This is a genomic window from Aquimarina atlantica (assembly GCF_000626715.1).
GTDB classification, from domain to species: domain Bacteria; phylum Bacteroidota; class Bacteroidia; order Flavobacteriales; family Flavobacteriaceae; genus Aquimarina; species Aquimarina atlantica.
Window position 1 is genome coordinate 1 of the sequence record NZ_AQRA01000006.1, and the last position, 18,567, is coordinate 18,567.

16 protein-coding genes, 1 tRNA gene and 1 pseudogene are annotated in these 18,567 nt (G+C 31.3%); 13 read left to right on the forward strand and 5 right to left on the reverse strand.

What is annotated here, in order from left to right; translation table 11 throughout:
- Nucleotides 1–665 (reverse strand): annotated as a pseudogene (locus ATO12_RS26385) (collagen-like protein); the annotation flags it as partial.
- A gap of 298 nt (nt 666–963) precedes the next feature.
- Between ATO12_RS26385 and ATO12_RS13570 the strand changes: the two are divergent.
- The 11 genes from ATO12_RS13570 (at nt 964) to ATO12_RS13620 (ending at nt 12,246) form a co-directional block, all read left to right on the forward strand.
- Nucleotides 964–1,036, forward strand: a tRNA-Gly gene (locus ATO12_RS13570).
- A gap of 363 nt (nt 1,037–1,399) precedes the next feature.
- Nucleotides 1,400–2,278 carry a glycosyltransferase family 2 protein gene (locus ATO12_RS13575; protein WP_034242716.1) on the forward strand — a complete coding sequence of 293 codons (879 nt, stop codon included), beginning with the start codon at nt 1,400–1,402 and terminating at the stop codon, nt 2,276–2,278.
- A 98-nt stretch (nt 2,279–2,376) separates the two neighbouring features.
- Nucleotides 2,377–3,240 (forward strand): polysaccharide deacetylase family protein, encoded by an 864-nt coding sequence (locus tag ATO12_RS24955; protein WP_051575837.1) that lies wholly within the window; start codon nt 2,377–2,379, stop codon nt 3,238–3,240.
- 62 nt (nt 3,241–3,302) lie between these two features.
- On the forward strand, nt 3,303–4,145 hold the full coding sequence (locus tag ATO12_RS13585; protein WP_034242717.1) for a GNAT family N-acetyltransferase: 843 nt from the start codon (nt 3,303–3,305) through the stop codon (nt 4,143–4,145).
- A gap of 52 nt (nt 4,146–4,197) precedes the next feature.
- Nucleotides 4,198–4,890 carry a WbqC family protein gene (locus tag ATO12_RS13590; protein WP_034242718.1) on the forward strand — a complete coding sequence of 231 codons (693 nt, stop codon included), beginning with the start codon at nt 4,198–4,200 and terminating at the stop codon, nt 4,888–4,890.
- On the forward strand, nt 4,890–5,819 hold the full coding sequence (locus ATO12_RS13595) for a glycosyltransferase family 2 protein (protein ID WP_034242719.1): 930 nt from the start codon (nt 4,890–4,892) through the stop codon (nt 5,817–5,819). The genes ATO12_RS13590 and ATO12_RS13595 overlap by 1 nt, the downstream gene beginning before the upstream one ends.
- Entirely contained in the window at nt 5,800–6,414 is a 615-nt protein-coding gene (locus tag ATO12_RS13600; protein WP_034242720.1) for a class I SAM-dependent methyltransferase, read from the forward strand. Before ATO12_RS13595 ends, ATO12_RS13600 begins: the two co-directional genes overlap by 20 nt.
- A 6-nt stretch (nt 6,415–6,420) precedes the next feature.
- Nucleotides 6,421–7,080, forward strand: a complete 660-nt coding sequence (locus ATO12_RS13605) for an acetyltransferase (protein WP_051575838.1) — start codon at nt 6,421–6,423, stop codon at nt 7,078–7,080.
- 32 nt (nt 7,081–7,112) lie between these two features.
- Nucleotides 7,113–8,879: an HTTM domain-containing protein gene (locus ATO12_RS13610; RefSeq protein ID WP_034242722.1), complete on the forward strand. Its 1,767-nt coding sequence runs from the start codon at nt 7,113–7,115 to the stop codon at nt 8,877–8,879.
- A 12-nt stretch (nt 8,880–8,891) separates the two neighbouring features.
- Nucleotides 8,892–10,019 (forward strand): dTDP-4-amino-4,6-dideoxygalactose transaminase, encoded by a 1,128-nt coding sequence (gene rffA / locus ATO12_RS13615; RefSeq protein ID WP_034242723.1) that lies wholly within the window; start codon nt 8,892–8,894, stop codon nt 10,017–10,019.
- A 4-nt stretch (nt 10,020–10,023) separates the two neighbouring features.
- A complete protein-coding gene (locus tag ATO12_RS13620; RefSeq protein ID WP_034242724.1) occupies nt 10,024–12,246 on the forward strand; it encodes a hypothetical protein in 2,223 nt (740 codons plus the stop codon).
- Between the two features lie 4 nt (nt 12,247–12,250).
- Here the strand turns inward: ATO12_RS13620 and ATO12_RS13625 are convergent, their stop codons facing one another.
- The 4 genes from ATO12_RS13625 to pepE form a co-directional block, all read right to left on the reverse strand.
- Entirely contained in the window at nt 12,251–12,688 is a 438-nt protein-coding gene (locus ATO12_RS13625; RefSeq protein WP_034242725.1) for a tetratricopeptide repeat protein, read from the reverse strand.
- Nucleotides 12,678–15,008, reverse strand: a complete 2,331-nt coding sequence (locus ATO12_RS13630; RefSeq protein ID WP_131248836.1) for a tetratricopeptide repeat protein — start codon at nt 15,006–15,008, stop codon at nt 12,678–12,680. The genes ATO12_RS13625 and ATO12_RS13630 overlap by 11 nt, the downstream gene beginning before the upstream one ends.
- A gap of 69 nt (nt 15,009–15,077) precedes the next feature.
- Nucleotides 15,078–15,992, reverse strand: a complete 915-nt coding sequence (locus tag ATO12_RS13635) for a glutaminase (protein ID WP_034242727.1) — start codon at nt 15,990–15,992, stop codon at nt 15,078–15,080.
- Nucleotides 15,993–16,002: 10 nt separating this feature from the next.
- Nucleotides 16,003–16,710, reverse strand: coding sequence for a dipeptidase PepE (gene pepE / locus ATO12_RS13640; RefSeq protein WP_034242728.1), 708 nt, complete (start codon nt 16,708–16,710; stop codon nt 16,003–16,005).
- A 103-nt stretch (nt 16,711–16,813) separates the two neighbouring features.
- On the opposite strand from pepE, the gene ATO12_RS24960 reads away from it, so the two are divergent.
- Both ATO12_RS24960 and ATO12_RS13650 read left to right on the forward strand, forming a co-directional pair.
- Nucleotides 16,814–17,602, forward strand: coding sequence for a carboxypeptidase-like regulatory domain-containing protein (locus tag ATO12_RS24960; protein WP_051575839.1), 789 nt, complete (start codon nt 16,814–16,816; stop codon nt 17,600–17,602).
- Nucleotides 17,603–17,710: 108 nt separating this feature from the next.
- Complete coding sequence (locus tag ATO12_RS13650; protein WP_034242729.1) at nt 17,711–18,466, forward strand: peptidase associated/transthyretin-like domain-containing protein; 756 nt, start codon at nt 17,711–17,713, stop codon at nt 18,464–18,466.
- Nucleotides 18,467–18,567: the final 101 nt, after the last annotated feature.

Here is an 18,567-nt window from a genome sequence, read left to right on the forward strand (position 1 = left end):
CCTTGTGCTCCGGTTGCTCCAGTGGCACCTGTATTTCCTGTAGGTCCTTGCGCACCGGTTGCTCCAGTTGCACCTGTGTTTCCAGTAGGTCCTTGTGCTCCGGTTGCTCCAGTAGCACCTGTATTACCTGTTGGTCCTTGTGCTCCAGTTGCTCCAGTGGCACCTGTGTTTCCAGTAGGTCCTTGCGCACCAGTTGCACCGGTTGCTCCAGTAGCACCTGTATTTCCTGTTGGTCCTTGTGCACCGGTTGCTCCAGTGGCACCTGTGTTTCCAGTAGGTCCTTGTGCTCCGGTTGGGCCTATAGGGCCTGCAGATATTAGAGAAGATAAATCAACAGTTCCTCCATCTTCCAAACTTAAAATGTTTGTTGTAGGATTAAAAGATAATTGTTGATCATCATTGCCAGTACATAGACTTGACCAGCTATTATTGTTATATTGAAAGACGCAATTGACAGTTGTATTATAAACTAGTGCTCCATTTAATGGAGTTATTGCATTCATTTGAGTTGTCGTAACTCTAGAGAGAACGAATGTCCTATTAGTACTTTCCAATTCTAAAATAGAAGAAGAATCTATTTGATTGGGGTTATCACCAACTTTGACCTGGGCCTGAGTGGTTGCTAAAGATAAAAATAAGATTATGAGGGGTAATTTTATCTTCATATTTTACGTTTTATTTATAATTAAAACTCAAATAAATTACGTTTTAACCGTAATTATAATATGGTTAAAACAGTAATTATTCTTTTTTTGCATAAATATAAATTGATAATTCCTTAAAAGGATATCAATTAGGCAAATATATGATTTTTTCGATAAAAAACAATTTTTATCGTCAAAATACACATAAAAAAATATTTGTAACTAGCTTTTGTTAAAATTTAACGTGAAATTATCATAAAAAAAATATTTATTTGTTTTTTAGTTTAGAAGAAATCTAATACATTTGTCGCCGCACAAGGCGGGAGTAGCTCAGTTGGTAGAGCGTCAGCCTTCCAAGCTGAATGTCGCCAGTTCGAACCTGGTCTCCCGCTCAAAAGCTTTATCAATATCTTGATAAAGCTTTTTTTTTGCAGCAATTATGTTTCTTCTGTTGTAGTTCAATGAAAAAAAATAGCTTTTGATTTAAATCTTTTAGCGCTATTTAGAGAGCGTTTATACGTTTGTTGGGAAGTTTTACAATGTTTAAATCTGAAATTTGACTCAGACATTACCTTATATTGTGCTGCTATTTTTGAAGGCGAAGTAAAATGGTTTCTGCTCAATAAGTTAGTTTAAGTTTGTCGTGACTTATATCATATCTTTATAATGTTTATTATGTTTAGTTGTAATCATTTGTTAAATATCTTTTTAATTTTTGGATTTAAAAACTTAGATTTAACTAAAAATTAATTTAAATGCCAAATAATCTAACCATTGTTATTCCTGCTTATAATGAAGAAGAATGTCTGAAAGAATTTTTTCCTGAAGTGATGAAGCATTGTGAAAGAAAGACCTATAAATTGATTGTTGTTAACGATGGTTCTTCTGATGGGACTTTAGATTTACTAAAAGATTTTCAGGAAAAATCTTCTTTGGATTTTGAGATTGTTAATCATAAGGTAAATAGAGGGTATGGTGGAGCTTTGAAAAGCGGTATTGAAGCTAGTGTTACTGAATTTGTTATCACAATAGATGCTGATGGCCAACATTACCTCGAAGATGTTGATAAATTATTTAAGAAAATTAAAGACACTGAAGCAGATTTGATTGTAGGAAGTAGAAAAGGTCAATCTTCAGCATCTCTTTTTAGAGGTATTGGTAAGAGAATTATTCGTATGGTTGCTAAAATGCTGATGAAACTACATATATATGATATTAATTCTGGAATGAAAATATATAATACTGATCTGGTTAAACAATACCTTAAACTTACTCCGGATACAATGTCTTTTAGTGATGTTATCACTCTTACTTTTGTAAATAATAGACACTTGGTTATTGAAGAACCTATTCGAATAAAAGATAGGGTTAAAGGCGCTAGTACTATTGGTGTACGAACTGCTTTTGAAACGGTTATGGAGATTATTAATATAATTATATTGTTTAATCCTGCCAGAATTTTTCTTCCAATTTCTGCTTTTTTCTTTGTGTTTGGTGTTGTGTGGGGAGCTAATTTTTTCTTCCAAGGTAAAGGAATTAGTATAGGTGCGAGTACCTTAATACTAACAGGTTTGATTATTTTTTTATTAGGCCTAATTGCAGAACAGTTATCAGCGGTTAGAAAAAATTTATAAAAGCCTTTTATAAAAAAACAGATTCTTAAGATATCTAAAATTGTATAGCAAAAGTGTTATTATCTATATAAAGTAATTAAAGTTTTTATATGTGATTTATGCAGGAAACTAATAATCACCTTTTTTTGTTTAGTGTTGACCTAGAAGATGTAAGGTTAAGAGTAGAAAATGGATTGTCATATAAGGCAAGAGTTGAAGCTCTAGTGGATAGGTACTTGGAGTTTTTAGATAGTTATGATTCTACGGCTACATTTTTTACAGTTGGAGGTATTCCTAAATATTATCCTAGTTTAATTGAAAAGATTGTTAGTCAAGGTCATGAAATAGCTTGCCATTCTAGTGAACATAAAGCGGTGGTAAATCAAACTAAAGAAGAGTTTAAAGACGATGTTTCTCGTAACATGGAGAGTTTGTATAATGCAGGAGCCAAAGAAATAAAAGGTTATAGAGCACCAACTTTTTCGGTTACTCCTAAAACTCTATGGGTTTATGAGGTTTTATCTGAATTAGGAATTACTTATTCCAGTTCTGTTCTTCCTGCTAAGAATCCTCTTTATGGTTGGGAAAGTTTTGGAGAGCACCCGAAAAAAATGAATTCTGATATTTGGGAAATACCAATTACTCTAAGGAAAAGTTCTTTGTTTAAAGTTCCTTTTTCCGGAGGAGTTTACTTTAGGTTCTTACCTTTTTATTTTGTTAAAAAAAGTTTTGCGTTTCGTTTCAGTAATGGTAGCGCAGTAACTAGCTATTTTCATCCATATGATATAGACTTGGATCAGGAACGATTTATGCACCCAGAGATAAATGATAGTCCAATTTATAATTACCTGATGTATTATAATCGAAAAAAGGTGTTTTCCAGATTACATAAAATAATGACAACTTTTAAACCAAAAATAATAACCTATAAAAGTTATGTTTCATCTCTGGAATTAGAAAACAATAGTAATATAGCTAGTTAGTAGGTTAATTTATTAATGATTGGTTTATAGGTTTTCTGATCAAAACAAAATATAGAGTAATAATGAGTTATGAATTTGTACCAATAAAAACAGATGACAAATCTATAGAAGAGGTGACAAATCTTTTGAGGGTGACTTTTCCTCATGCTAAAAAGTATACCAAAGAATTTGTTGTTTGGCAGTATGTGAATAACCCTTTAGGAAATATGATTGGCTATAATGCTTTTTTGAATGGAGAGTTAGCGGCTCATTATGCGTTAATGCCAATCCGGGCTAAAGTATTTGGGAAGGAAGAAAATGGGCTGCTCTCACTTAATACAGCCACTCATCCTAATCATCGGGGGAAAAGGTTGTTTACGACTCTTGCGGATAGGAGTTATGCATTGGCTTCAGATTTGGGGTTCGGTTTTGTAATTGGAGTTGCCAATGCACAAAGTACCCCAGGGTTTTTAAAAAAGTTGAATTTTCAGTTTGTCGGAAGATTGGATGCCAAACTTGGATGGGGAAAATTCGCAAGAAAAGTAACTGATGCCAAAATAGATTATTACAGAGTTTGGGATGAAACATCCATACAATGGAGATTGTCTAATCCTGAATTACGCTATAAGGTTAAAAATAATAGAGTTTCTTCATCAACAGATAATTTTGCGATCCAAGCTGTTCTTAAAGATTTTGATTCTGAACATTCATTGGATGATAATCAATTTTCTTTGGGATTTACACCTCTTAAAGTTTGGATAGGAATTGACCATACTGTTGATTGGAAACGATCTTTTTATTTTAATATTCCCATGAAAATTAGACCTTCACCGTTGAATTTAATATTTAAAGATCTGACAGATAAAGATCGGAAATTTGAGTTTTCTGGTGTTACATTTAGCGCTCTCGATTTTGATGCGTATTGATTTCAAAATTATTTATAAATTGCAATACATCTTTTCTTAAAAGAAACATCTATTGAAAAAAAAAATAGCGATATCTCAATCAAATTATATTCCTTGGAAAGGATATTTTGATATGATAAATTCAGTAGATGTATTTGTTATATATGATGAAGTCCAGTATACCAAAAACGATTGGAGAAACAGGAATCTTTTAAAAACTAAACAAGGAATAGAGTGGATAACAATTCCTGTTAGGCAAGAAAAATTAGGACAAACAATAGATCAAACTAAAGTATCTAAATCTAATTGGAATATAAAACACTGGAAGACCATTCAAGCAGTATATGGAAAGGCACCGTTTTTTAAAATGTATAAAGACAAATTTGAAGAGCTTTATTTGACTTGCGATGATGTTTTTTTAAGCGCGATAAACAAAAGGTTTATTTTGGCAATTAATAAGATTTTAAATATTGAAACTTCAATCATCGATAGTAGGGAACTAAATCTAAAAGGAGATGCAACAGAGAGACTTATTGAAGCGTGTAAAAAATTAGAAGCCGCTGTTTATGTTTCAGGCCCAGCAGCAAAAGCGTATATTAGAAATGAATTGTTTTGCAACAATAATATTGAGATAGAATGGATGGATTATTCTGGGTATCCAGAATATTATCAGATGTCAAAACCTTTTGAGCATGGTGTTAGTATATTAGATTTGATCTTTAATGAAGGAGATTTGGCGAATACATTTTTAAAAAGTTTTAAATGATGAAACTGTCGGTTGTAACTACTCTTTATAAGTCAGAACGTTTTGTGGAAGAATTTTATAACCGGGTTATTAAGGTTGTTTTGGAATTCACAAATGATTATGAAATTGTTTTTGTAAATGATGGCTCTCCAGACAGATCTTGTGAAAAAGTTCTTTCGATTAGACAAAAAGATTCAAAAGTAAAGTTGATCGATTTATCAAGAAATTTTGGTCATCATAAAGCAGTAATGACTGGTTTAAAATATGCAAAGGGAGATCTGGTTTTTTTACTAGATTCGGATTTGGAAGAAGAACCTGAGTTATTAAGGATCTTTATTAATGAAATCCAAAAACATAAGGCAGATGTAATATTTGGTATCCAAAAGGCTAGAAAAGGAAAGTTTTTTGAAAGAATTACAGGAAAAATCTTTTATAAGATATTTAATAACCTTGCAGATGTGCCAATTGAAGAAAATATTTTGATGGCCAGACTTATGACTAGGAAATACATTGAGGCGCTAAAGGGTTTTTCTGAAAGAGAACTATTTCTAGGAGGTGTTTTTGCTTTGGTTGGATTTAAACAAGTGGCTATTGAAGTTACGAAGTTAGGGAAGGGAACTACAACGTATAGTACCAGAAGAAAGTTGGCTTTGTTGGTGAATGCAATTACTTCTTCAACTAAAAATTTATTGATTTATGTATTTTATTTAGGTTTGATAATAAGTTTTTTGTCTTTTCTATTTATAATGTATTACTTGATATCGAGTTTGTTTTACAAGGATTATTTAAGCGGTTGGCCTTCACTTATTTTATCTATATGGTTTTTAAGTGGTTTAATTATTTTAAGTGTAGGGATATTAGGAATTTACTTATCCAAAGTGTTTGAGGAGGTAAAACAACGACCTTTAACAATTATCAAAAAAATATATGATGAAAACGGTGCCAAATGAAACCAATATAGTTGATTATTATCAGAAACAAATTAAAAAACATGGTTTCGGAGCAAAAGGAATGGATTGGAAAAATGAAGAAACTCAATTTTTGAGGTTTAAAACAATCAATAAGTTTATTGATTTCTCCAATATGCCTTCAATTTTAGATGTAGGTTGTGGAGGAGGAGGATATTTGAAATATTGCATTGATCATGATCTTGATTTGAAGTATAAAGGAATTGATATCGTTCCTGAAATGGTTGAAAGGGTTAAAAAAGTTTATGGTACTGATAAAGCTCTGATTAAAGAGATTAAAGATGTTTCTGAGAATTTCGATTATGTTATTGCTTCTGGAACTTATAATGCAAAATTAGATGTAGATTCAAAAGACTGGGAAGAGTATGTTTTCGATTCAATAAAACACATGTTTAGAGTATCAAATCATAAAGTTATTTTAAATCTTATGACTCCTTATGTAGACTATGAATATGATAGGTTATACTACCCTGATTTGAATAGATTAACATCTTATATAGTAAAAAACATTACAAGAAACTTTAGTATCGATCATTCCTATGAACTTTATGAATTTACTCTTGTTATTTATAAATAGCCCATTATGAAATCTATAGTTATTGTTGGTACAGGTGATTATGCTGAAATGGCTTATATGTATTTGAAAAGAGATACAGATTACAAAATTGTGGCTTTTTCGGTAGAGAAGGAATTTAATACATCCGATGAATTTTGTGGCTTACCTGTAGTGGATTTTGAAGATATTGCAGTTGATTTTCCTAAAAACGAATATAAACTATTAATTGCTATAGGCCCCAATAAAGCAAACACTGTAAGAGAACGGTTATATAAGGAAGCAAAAAGTATGGGATATAATTTTGTAACCTATATTAGCTCAAAAGCATATGTTTGGGATTCAGAAGCTATTGGAGAAAACAGTTTCATTTTTGATGGATGCGTAGTGGAACCCCACGCTAAAATAGGAATCAATACTGTTCTATGGTCTGGTGCTGTGGTAGCTCATCATTCAGTGATTGGAGATCATTGCTTTTTGGCTCCATCTGTTGCGGTTTCCGGGAAAATTGTAATTAAAAATAATTGTTTTATCGGGATCAATGCTACAATAAGAGATCATGTAACAGTTGCGGAGAATTGTATTATTGGTTGCGGGGCCGTGATTAAAAAAGATACCGTAAAAAATGGAGTTTACTCTGCAAAAGGGACGGAATTATTGCGTTCTGATAGTATGAATACCAGGGTATAGAGTATGAATATTTTAAAAATAAAAATAAATTGATGTTGAATCGTATAATTAGCATTTTTACCAAAAAAATTTCAGCAAAAGGTTTAGCTATTTTTAGAATTGGATATACTCTTAATTTCCTGTTTGAAATTATAGAAATCTTTAATTACCGAAAACTTTATTTTGATAAAGTACCATATCTTGAATCACAATTTCCGGATACGACATTGCTGTTACTGTTTTGGATGGTCATTTTGTTTTTTATTACAATTGGTTTGTTTACAAGAGTTTCGACACTAGTTAACTATCTTTTTACTTTAGTTTTTATTTCAAATATTGAATACTACGCGTATCATATGTTTTATGTATATATTGGTATTAACTTCATGATTATGTTTCTGCCGATACACAAATCTTTGTCGGTAGATTTATGGCTAAAGAAGATTAGATATATACAACAAGGAATAGAGTATATTCCTTCAAAAGTATCAAGAATAAATTATTTATTACCGGTCTTTTTAGGACTTGGATTAGTGTATCTCGATTCTGTTGTTTTTTATAAAATTCAATCTCCAATGTGGCTTAGAGGTCTTGGCCTTTGGTTGCCTTCATCATTAACTCATATTACAATTACAAAAATCCAGTGGGTGTTGAATCAGGAATTATTAGTTAAATCTATGTCATACTTAACAATGACATTCGAATTTATGTTCGTTTTCTTGTTCTGGAATAAAAAGTTTAGAATCCCTCTTTTGGTTATAGGTGTTGGTTTACACTTGGGAATATTTATTGAATATCCAATTCCTTATTTTGGATTAGGTTGTGTAGCTATTTATTTATTAATGGTTCCAATTTCTTTATGGGATAAAATTTGGGACAAAATAAAAATTAAAGAACCAAAGTTTACAGTGTTTTATGATGAAGCTAATATATTGGCTAATAGATTTCGATTGATTGTTGGGGGGCTAGATTTTTTTAAAGCAATAAGATTTGTAGGTTTTTCTAAAATCGATGGTGAGAAAAAGAATATACTTTCCCAACAAATAAAAGATTTAGAAATTTATGGAACTGATTTGAAAGATATAAATTACTATGGTAGAGACCTTTGTAAAGAAATAGTTAAAACCTCTCCATTGTGTTATCCAATACTACTCTTTTCTAATGTTTTTTTTGAAAATAATTACCTGAAAAACCCTGGGAATTTATTAATAAGAATAAAATCAATTCAAATTTTTGATGGCAACCTAGGGTTGAATCTAAAATTGAATAAATTCAGAAACCGGGCTTTAATATTGTTTTTTTTCTTAGCTCTGGTTCTTCAAGCTCAAGTGCATTATGGTTTTTTTGGAGATGAAGAAAAGAATTATGCTTCAAAACGGTTCTTGGTGAAATATTTAGGTATTTGTGAACATCCTGTATTTATGGATGATCATTTTAAAGGATACGATTATGTATATGGATTGAAATATGATGATGAATTCTTACCGATTTTGAATAAAGAAGGTATGCCAGATACTTATTTGTCTGGAGGGACATACGTAAATTGGTTGTGGAGAGTTAATAGACCTTATGTAAAAGAAAATTCCGATTCGTTAAGGAAAGGGTTAATAAATTATTCATCCTTTTGGGCTCATCGTAATGGTATTGATTTAAGAGCAATTCAAGAGTTTGAAATTGTGAGAAAAAAAATATTGGTGTCTTTCGAATGGGAAAAAGATTTGTTTAAAAAGAATCTTGAATCTTCCTGGGAAAAAGCAGGGGTGTTATCCTGGAAGAATAAAATTCCTCATTTTGATTGGAGTAAAAATGTTAAAAAGTAAACTTGGCCAATTATGATTCCATTTAATAAACCGTATATGACTGGTGACGAGCTATATTATATTAAAGATGCTGTAGCTCGTGGAAAAATATCTGGTAATGGGTATTATACTCAAAAGTGCCATAATTATTTTAGAGATCAGATGGGATTTCGTAATTGTTTGTTAACTTCGTCCTGCACAGATGCTTTAGAAATGGCTGCCATATTAGTTGATATCCAGCCAGGAGATGAAGTTATTATGCCATCATATACATTTGTGTCTACAGCAAATGCTTTTGCGTTAAGAGGGGCAAATATTGTTTTTGCCGATAGCTACCCTGATAACCCTAATATAAATGCGGATATTCTTGAACAGCTAATTACTCCAAAAACAAAAGCTATTGTTGTTGTTCATTATGCGGGAGTCGCTTGCGATATGGATATTATTATGAATATTGCTCAAGAACATGGTTTATTTGTAATTGAAGATGCAGCACAGGCTATTGATTCTTATTATAAAGGGAAACCTCTTGGAAGTATAGGACATTTAGCGGCTTTTTCGTTTCACGAAACAAAAAATATTATCTCAGGAGAAGGAGGGATGCTTGTTATTAATGACAAAAGTTTTGATAAGCGAGCAGAGGTCATATGGGAAAAAGGAACGAATCGTTCAGCTTTTTTTCGGGGAGAAGTTGATAAATATTCATGGGTGGATATTGGTTCATCTTTTTTACCATCCGATGTAACTGCTGCGTTTTTATATGCGCAATTAGAAAACCTGGAAAAAATTCAATCTCGACGGAAAAACCTTTGGCAAAACTATTACAATGGGTTGATTGATCTTGAGGTGTTGGGAAAGATTATGCTTCCCAAGATTCCGGACTATGCAACAGTGAACGGGCATTTATTTTATTTAGTCTGCAATAATATAAAAGAACGGACAGATCTTATATCATTTTTAAAGTCATATAGTGTACATTCAGTTTTTCATTATTTGTCACTTCACAAGAGCCCGTTTTATAGTGCAAAAACTGAGCCTGCTATACTTGAAAATTGTGATAGTTTTGCAGATCGATTACTACGCTTGCCATTATTCTATGAACTGGATATGACAGATCAAACTAGGATTATCGATTTAATTGGACGTTTTTATAAAAAATAATTACATGATTTCTAAGTTTCGCCCTAACTTAAATTTTAAAAATGGATTTGTAATTCTTGCTGTTATTACAGGGATGTTGATGCCTGTTCTGAGTCTTGATTATGGAATGACCGAAGATGCAAGAGTTCATCATGAGCATGGAAAACGAATTCTGGATTATTTTAAAGGGTTGGATGATAAAGCATCTCTAAGTCCGCTGGATGAAAAAGGAAACCTGGTAAATATATCTCTTAGTGATCAATATTTGTTTAAAGGAATGAACGGCTTTGGGGGTTCTTTCGATTTCTTATGTAATTTTTTATATCAGTATGTTGATTTTGTTGGAGAATACGAGTTTAGAAATATTATAAGCGCTATTTTGGGATTTCTTTTATTTCTGTTTTGCGGATTGATAGGTAAGGAGATAGGTGGGTGGAGAATAGGTTTTTTTGCACTCGTGTTTGTTTTGTTAACCCCGGTTTTGTTTGGGCAGGCAATGAATAGTCCAAAGGATGTGCCTTTTGCTGCATTTTATGTGTTCTGTATTTTTCATTTAGTCAAGTTAATAAAGGAATTGCCAATAGTATCTTTTAAAAGAGGCTTTTTTCTCATATTCAATATTTCTATTCTGGTGAATATAAGGTTGGTTGGCTTGGTGTTCTTCGGGTATCTTTTGTTGTTTGTCTTTTTATGGTGGGTTTTGGAAAACTATAATGAAGGGTTTAAAAAAATTAGGATTAAAGAAACTTTATTAATAGTTAGTAAAATTCTTATAGTTGCTGTGTTATCATATTTTGCCATAAGCGCCTTTTGGCCTTATGTACAAACTAATCCTTTGTCAGCGCCTATTGAATTGTTTTTTAAAGTTAAAGAGTATAAAGGATTTATTAGTACTCAAGTATTCGAAGGAGTTTGGCGTAATAGCTATGATATGCCCTGGTATTATGCATTTAAAAGTTTACTCTATATAGCAATACCATTACATGTGCTTATAGGAATGGTTTTAATTCCTATAGTGTATTTTAAAACAGACAAAAGAAAATTGCTATTACCTTCTTTAGTTTTGTTTACCTCTCTTTTTCCACTTGTTTTGATGATTTTGGGTAAGGCAAACAGTTATGATCATTCAAGACAATTTTTGTTTACAGTTGCGCCCATGATTATTGTTGGGGCTTTTGCCTGGGGCAAAATGTTAGATTTTATTCCCAATAATCGAACAAAAAATATTGTTTTTGCCGGATTAACAGTATTGTTGTTTCAACCTTTATTATTTATGATCAGAAATCACCCTTTTCAAGCCGCTTATTTTAGTCCAGTTGTGGGAGGTGTTGAAGGAGCTTACGGGATGTATGAAATAGATTATCTGGGTATTGGGATAAAACCTGCAATAGAATGGTTAGAAAAAAATATTGATAGCTCTTCTGATCAACCAGCAAGAATTAGAATGTATTATGGAGAACAATTAAAAGCACGTTATTATTTGGATAAAATACCCCATTTATCATACGTGCTTGCTAGGAAGGACTCACCTGATTGGGATTATGGTATCGTAATGTTAACAGAGGCTAAATTTGATCAAAATTTGGAAGGAAACTGGCCTCCAAAAAATACCGTATATCAGGTTGAAGTAGATAATGTTCCTATTTGTTTTGTTGTTAAAAATGATTATAAAATGGATGATGTAGCTGCCTTGGAAGCAAAATTGAATAAAAATCCTAATTCTCAGGGATACGTTCAATTGAGTTTGTTATACTATAATCAATCAGATTATTTTAATAGCATAAAAGCTTCAAGACGAGCAATTTCTTTGGATTCTAAAAATAGTCTTGCCTATAATAATCTATGTTCGGCATATAATATGCTTTTGATGTATGATGAAGCTGAAAAAGCTGGTAAAAGAGCAGTTGAATTATCTCCTAATATGGCCATAGCAATTAATAACTTAAAAGTTTCCAGAGAAGGAATTGAAAGAAGGAAAAACAATGAATTTTTAGAAGAAGAATATTTAAGCCTTAGTTTTAACTATTATAAGTTAAGGAAATATAAAAAGTGTATAGTTATAAGTAATGAACTATTAATGATGTTTCCAGGTAATAGTGTTGCTTATAATAATATTTGTTCTTCTTTTAATGAGTTAGGTCAGTACATTAATGCTGTTGATGCTTGTAAAAAAGCATTAGAATTATCTCCTGAATTTAAGTTGGCCGAGAATAATTTAAAATTTGCAGAAAGCAACTTAAGCAATTAATATATTAAGGGGTTTGTTTTTCTTTTTCTGATTTCATCCAGTTAATGTTATTTTTAGCTAACTGAAAATTTGGGTCAATAGATAAAGCCTTTGAACAATACTCAATTCCTTTATCCCATAGCTGCATATTGGCATAGGCGATGCCTATATTATTATATGCAAACTTGTTATTACTGTTTATGGTTAATACCTCTAAGTTAACCTCAATACTTTCTTTATATTTTTTCTGATTGATAAAATGTAACCCTTTATTAATTAGAGAATTTTCCAATTGCTCATTTTTATGCTGTTCTTTTTTTTGTTTTGAAATTAGTTCTAAACTATTTTTATTTTGGATAGTGATATAAAAAAATATAGTCATTGGAATAATAAGAAAGATAACATATTCAAGAATGACTAAGATCTTTTTTGAGAATGTTTTTCTATTACTTTTATTTTCCATTTTTTACCGCCCAATTATAATTGTTTCTAAGTAATTGATTATTTGGGTTAATTTCTAACCCTTTTTTTCCCACTTCTACAGCTTTACTCCATTTTTTTAATGAATTATATGCAGCACAAAGATTATTATATAATTTGTCGGATGTTGGATGCTTGATAATTCCTTCTTTAGATGTTTTTATGCAATTTTCAAAAAGCCCATAATTAAAATATTGAAGACTCAAATTAAGATAATTTGTTTCATTAGGTTCTTCTGAGATTAAAACTTTTAATTCATTAATTAGATTCTTTCTTTTAAAAATATCATTTAAGTTATTTTTTGCCAAATCAAAATCTGGTTTTATATCCAGCGCTTTACTACAAGCATCAATCGCTAAATCATATTTGCCCAATAGATTATTAGCTATACATATGTTGTTGTAGGCTTCAAAAGATGTTGGTTTTAATTCGAGAGCTTTCTCAGCGGTTTCAATGCATTTTTGGTATTGTTTGTTTTGATAATATTTAAAGCTTAGATTAAGGTATTTCTCAAGAGAAGGGGCATTAGCGATTTCTCTTTCTTCTATATCTAATTTGCTAATTTTTTGAATACTTGCACGAAGAAATACTTGAGCTTCTTTATTATCTTTTTCTATTTGAAGTGTGCCATGAGCTAATCTGTTTAGAGCGTCCCATTCTTCAAGTTCAAGATAATTCTCCATAAGTAATCTTCTCGTTTCTATGTGATATGGTGATAGCTCTAATGACTTAGAAAGTTTTTCAATAGATTCTTGATTTCTAGCTTCACCCCATAAAAATCTACCATAATAAAACCAGGAATTAAAGTAATTTCCTCCATATTGAATAGCTTTTTTGAAATGCTCTTCGGCAATCGTTTTGTTTCCTTTTAAATTGAACAATATACCTAGGTTTATGTGTAGAAAAGGATAATATGGTTTTATTACAAGAGCTTTTTTAAAATGAGTTTCGGCACTATCATATTCTCCTTTTTCCATTTTTGTAATCCCATAATTCATTAGTCCTCTGGCATTTTTTGGACTTTTAATAGTGACATCTTTCCATAAGCTTTCGTCATCATGCCATACTTTATTTCTTTGATAAGTTCCAAAAGCATATATTACCAGAAAAGAAGAAATAATAATAGGAATGTAGGATGTATTGAATGGATACTTTCTTTGTATAAAATCGATCAAGAGTTTTATAGACCAACCTAGGCTAATAATTAAACCAACATAAGGGAAAAACATACGATGATCGTTCATAACTTCTGCTAATGGGATAATGCTAGATGTTGGAGCAAGAGCAATAAAAAACCAGGCAATACCAAAACTAATAGGGATATATTTTTTAGTTTTAGAGGTGTAAAAAGCGATTATAATTAGTATGATAACAAATAAAGCCCCAATAATAAATTTAAAGGACCATATGGTTTCTAGTGCTACCCAATCTGTATCAGCACTAAGATGAATTGGAAGAATCATGCTGCCAAAATAATATAGAATTACATAGGGTTGAGTAATTAGATAATTATATATGTCTGAAGAACCTGTTTTAAAAGAATCCGGAGTCATCGAGTTATGAAAAATGTACAGAACTAAACAAAAAATAATAACTGGTAAAACAACTTTTATAACTCGTAAAATAGAAGGTGTTAACTTTTTTGAAAAAAGACTTAAAAAACTTATGTTTTCTTCAAAAAGTAATACATAGCAAAAGAACAATGGGGCAAACATAATAGCGGTAGGTTTTGCTAAAGTGCCAATCAGAATAGGGATTAAATACAAGTAATATTTTTTCGAAAAGGCAGAATATTGATATAATACAAAAGCCAGTAGTACAAAAAAAGTAGACTGTAAATCTGATCGTGCAATAATATAATTTACTGTTTCGGCCATTACTGGATGTACCATATACCATAACGTAATTCCTGCTGCTACGTAGAAATTGTATTTATTTTCAAAAGATATGTCTATTATTTTTTTAACGAATAAAAAAATAAGAATTCCTTGTATTAGAAACAATATAAACGAAGTAAGATGAAAATAGAGTAAGTCATACCCACCACCAAGCCAATAATCAAAGGCTAAGGATGTTGTTACTACAGGTCTGTATGTTTGATTCTGAGGTAAAGAGCTTATTGTGGTTCCGTCGGTAAAAAAAGTAGGGATATTTTTTAAGCTTCTTATATTAGGGTTTTCAACAATGGTGTGAATATCATCAAAATGAAAAGAGTTATCAAAATGATTAAGATAGGTTATTGTAGTGATTATGATCATAACAATAACAAAATATAATGTTTTCTTTTTTTGGGATATATTCAAAAAAATAAATTTTAGTAATTAGTTGTTCATAAAATTACTTGTTTTATTAAATACTACCAATTTTGAATCTTAAAAAATAGATAATCCTGTTAAGGTAGTTAGTCGTTCTAGAGCATGCATCCCAAGTTCTGAGTTTCCTTTAGGGTTCAAAGGGGGGCTCCATACTGCAACAGCATATTGCCCAGGGTGTACAGCTACAATTCCTCCGCCTACACCACTTTTTCCGGGTAAACCTACTCTATAGCTAAACTCACCGGCTTCATCATAAAAACCACAGGTTTGCATTATTGCATTAATACGTTTCACCTTTCTGGATGATAATATTTGTTCATTATCGAATAATCGTTTTCCGCCGTTGGCGTATATCATAAATGCAGTAGATAACTCCTTGCAAGACATCGCTATAGAACATTGATAGATATAAAAATCAAGTACGGTTTCAATATCATTTTTAATATTGCCAAAAGATTTCATTAGATTTAATAAGGCAGCATTACGATAGCTATACGATTTTTCGGATAGAAAAACTTTTGGGTTGATATCAATATCAGTATTGCCCGTAATTTCATGTATGAAATTGAGAAAATCTTTCTTTGGTTCTTTTAGTAAAGAGATTAAAATATCAGATATTACAAGGGCACCTGCATTAATGAATGGATTTCTGGGGATTCCATTCTCATATTCTAATTGCACCAAAGAATTAAAAGGATCTCCAGAGGGTTCTACATCTACACGTTTAAATAGTTCATCATCTAATAATGACATTGCCATGGTTAACGCAAATACTTTCGAGATACTTTGAATAGAAAACCGTTCTATATGATCTCCAAAATTGTAATGACCAGAATTAATACAATGCAGATGCATCCCAAATTTATCAGGTTTAATTTTTGCTAATTCGGGAATATATGAGGCTACTTTTCCGGTATAGTGTATCGACGAGAGTTCTGATTTTATCTCGTTAAGTATTTGTTGATAATTCACAGTACGATTTTTAATTTAATCCAGATAATGAGCTACCCGTTTCTATTTCGTAGGGTTCTTTGTCTTTCTCAAAAATTCTAGCGTTTAAATTTCCTTCCAGAGTTATTTTATTGTCATAAACTTTTAACCAACTTCCTTCTCGTAAACCTACTACAGGCTGTGGATTTAGATTATGAAACTCTTTGATTCGAGTTTCTCTGGTTTCCCCTTTATGTGTCGAATTAGGATCAGGATCAAGATAATGTGGGTTAATATTAAATGGTACGATACCCAATGTTGCAAAGTTTGGAGGGTATACAATAGGCATATCATTTGTAGTTTTCATAGTAAGGCCACAAATATTACTTCCTGCACTTGTTCCCAGGTAAGGTACTCCCGAATGGATAGCTTTTTTTAAGGGTTCAATGATTTCATTTCGATATAATTGATTTACCAAAAGAAAAGTATTTCCACCACCAGTATAAATACCTTTAGCGTTTTTAATAGCTTCAATAGGATCTGAAAACATATGTACGCTAACTATTCTTTTATTTATTTTTTTAAAAATATTATTGACCCCTATGGTGTATTCGTCATGAGAAATTCCACCCGGACGCGCATAAGGTATAAAAAGAATTTCCTCAATACCTGAGTATAAGTTGATTAAAGTGTCTTGTAAATATGCCAAAGGTTCACTTCCGTGAAGTGTAGATGTACTTGCAATAATACAGTTTGCCATTAGATTTTTTTTATAAAAGTAGTTTAACGTTTTCTTATCCCGAAATCTTCTGTGAAAATAAAAAAATGTAGTATCTTAAAAAATAAAATTAACCTCGTTTATTATGAAGATAAAATTATCTGTTCTTTTTGTTTGCTTTATAGTTAGTACATCTATAGCCCAAATTACCTCAAGAGTTATGATTCATGGAAAAATTAGTGCACCTATTGGAGATGATGTAGAAGGTGTAGTGGTTTATAACCGAAGTACTAATAAAGGTACAATTACCAACAAGGAAGGAAAGTTTAAAATAGGAGCCGGTATTAATGATAGGATTGAAGTTGTGGCGATGCAATATCAGAATTTTGTAATACTTGTCGATAAAGGAATAGTAGATACTAAGAGATTAAGTATTTTTCTTAACGAGTCTGTAAACCAGCTAGAAGAAGTCGTAGTAACTCCATATGATTTAGCAGGTAATGTATCTGTAGATGTAAAAAAAATAGGATTTAGTCAAAGTGGGATAGGAGATGTAGCAGAAGAAACGTCTTCGAGAATAAATGATACCGATTATGATTTTACACCTGATGAGTTATCTCCATTAGAAAATAAGGTGTTCTTAGAAGATAGAATGATTAATGGGCTTAATTTTGTTAACCTCTTTAAGTTGTTTTATAATACTAAGAAGACCTCTAAAAAGAAAAAGGATTCTTCTGCTATTGATGTTAGGGTTAGAGATTTATATAATGATGAGTTTTTTAAAGATTACCTGGCATTAGAAATAGATCAAATTAATGATTTCATCTTTTTTGCTGAAGAAAATGGCTTAAATGAAAAGTATTTTGAATCAGGAAAAGAACTTGATCTTTTACAGTTTTTAGCATATCAAAGTAAGCTTTATCATAAGAAATAAGGCAGGCTAAAAAGAGGCTTTTGTAATTCTATCTTAGTTATATCGTCTTTGGTAGAGAAGATCTTTATGTAGTGGTATTATATAAAGATCATTTCTGATGATATTTATATGACAAGATTATTACTATTTCTACCTCTACTTATTTCATTGCAAACTTTTGGTCAATCTGAAACACTTCAAGGAAAAATTACAGCTGATTCTTTACAAGGATACGCCATTAGTATTGTAAATTTTACTAAAGAAATTGGTACAACAAATGATGGGCAGGGTTTTTTTGAAATACCTGCAAGTCCAGGAGACTCCATTGTTTTTTCTTCTGTTCAATATCAAATACGATCAATTATAGTTAAGCAAGATCAACTTGAGAATAATAAGATTACAATTGTATTGCATCCCGTAGTGCAACAATTAGAACAAGTTAAAGTAAGTACAACAGAGCTTTCGGGTAACCTCGATAAAGATGTAGGTATTGTAGAACTACAACCTTTTGTAGATAACAAGACATTAGGTCTCCCTTTTAGCGATAAACCACAACCAACAAAGGCCGAAAGAAGAATCTATACTGCAAGAAGCGGAATAATTGATAGACCTATTAATTATCTGAGTGGGAAATTAAAAAAATTAAAGAGAATTAAAGCATTAGAAGATCTTGATGCAATAGTACAAAGAGGAGAAACTACTTTTAATACTTCTTTTTTTGTAGAAGAACTAAAACTACCGGAAGATTTAATCACTGATTTTATGTACTACTGCGCCGAAGACGAATATTTTGCGGACCTTTTGGAAAACTCTAAGAGATTAACATTGGTAGAGTTTTTTCAGAAAACGGTAAAATCATATAAAGAACACAAAGAGCTGGATTAGGATTAGTTGTTTTTTATTGTGAACTGAAGTTTGATTTCTCAAAGCTGCAAAAATCATATGAATGCAACATGATTGGATATGATTTGTCTTTAATAATGAAT

Coding starts and splice junctions, on each gene's coding strand:
- ATO12_RS13575 (WP_034242716.1), top strand. CDS start 1,400: ATGCCAAATAATCTAACCATTGTTATTCCTGCTTATAATGAAGAAGAA.
- ATO12_RS24955 (WP_051575837.1), top strand. CDS start 2,377: ATGCAGGAAACTAATAATCACCTTTTTTTGTTTAGTGTTGACCTAGAA.
- ATO12_RS13585 (WP_034242717.1), top strand. CDS start 3,303: ATGAGTTATGAATTTGTACCAATAAAAACAGATGACAAATCTATAGAA.
- ATO12_RS13595 (WP_034242719.1), top strand. CDS start 4,890: ATGAAACTGTCGGTTGTAACTACTCTTTATAAGTCAGAACGTTTTGTG.
- ATO12_RS13600 (WP_034242720.1), top strand. CDS start 5,800: ATGAAAACGGTGCCAAATGAAACCAATATAGTTGATTATTATCAGAAA.
- ATO12_RS13605 (WP_051575838.1), top strand. CDS start 6,421: ATGAAATCTATAGTTATTGTTGGTACAGGTGATTATGCTGAAATGGCT.
- ATO12_RS13610 (WP_034242722.1), top strand. CDS start 7,113: ATGTTGAATCGTATAATTAGCATTTTTACCAAAAAAATTTCAGCAAAA.
- rffA (WP_034242723.1), top strand. CDS start 8,892: ATGATTCCATTTAATAAACCGTATATGACTGGTGACGAGCTATATTAT.
- ATO12_RS13620 (WP_034242724.1), top strand. CDS start 10,024: ATGATTTCTAAGTTTCGCCCTAACTTAAATTTTAAAAATGGATTTGTA.
- ATO12_RS13625 (WP_034242725.1), bottom strand. CDS start 12,688: ATGGAAAATAAAAGTAATAGAAAAACATTCTCAAAAAAGATCTTAGTC.
- pepE (WP_034242728.1), bottom strand. CDS start 16,710: ATGGCAAACTGTATTATTGCAAGTACATCTACACTTCACGGAAGTGAA.
- ATO12_RS24960 (WP_051575839.1), top strand. CDS start 16,814: ATGAAGATAAAATTATCTGTTCTTTTTGTTTGCTTTATAGTTAGTACA.
- ATO12_RS13650 (WP_034242729.1), top strand. CDS start 17,711: ATGACAAGATTATTACTATTTCTACCTCTACTTATTTCATTGCAAACT.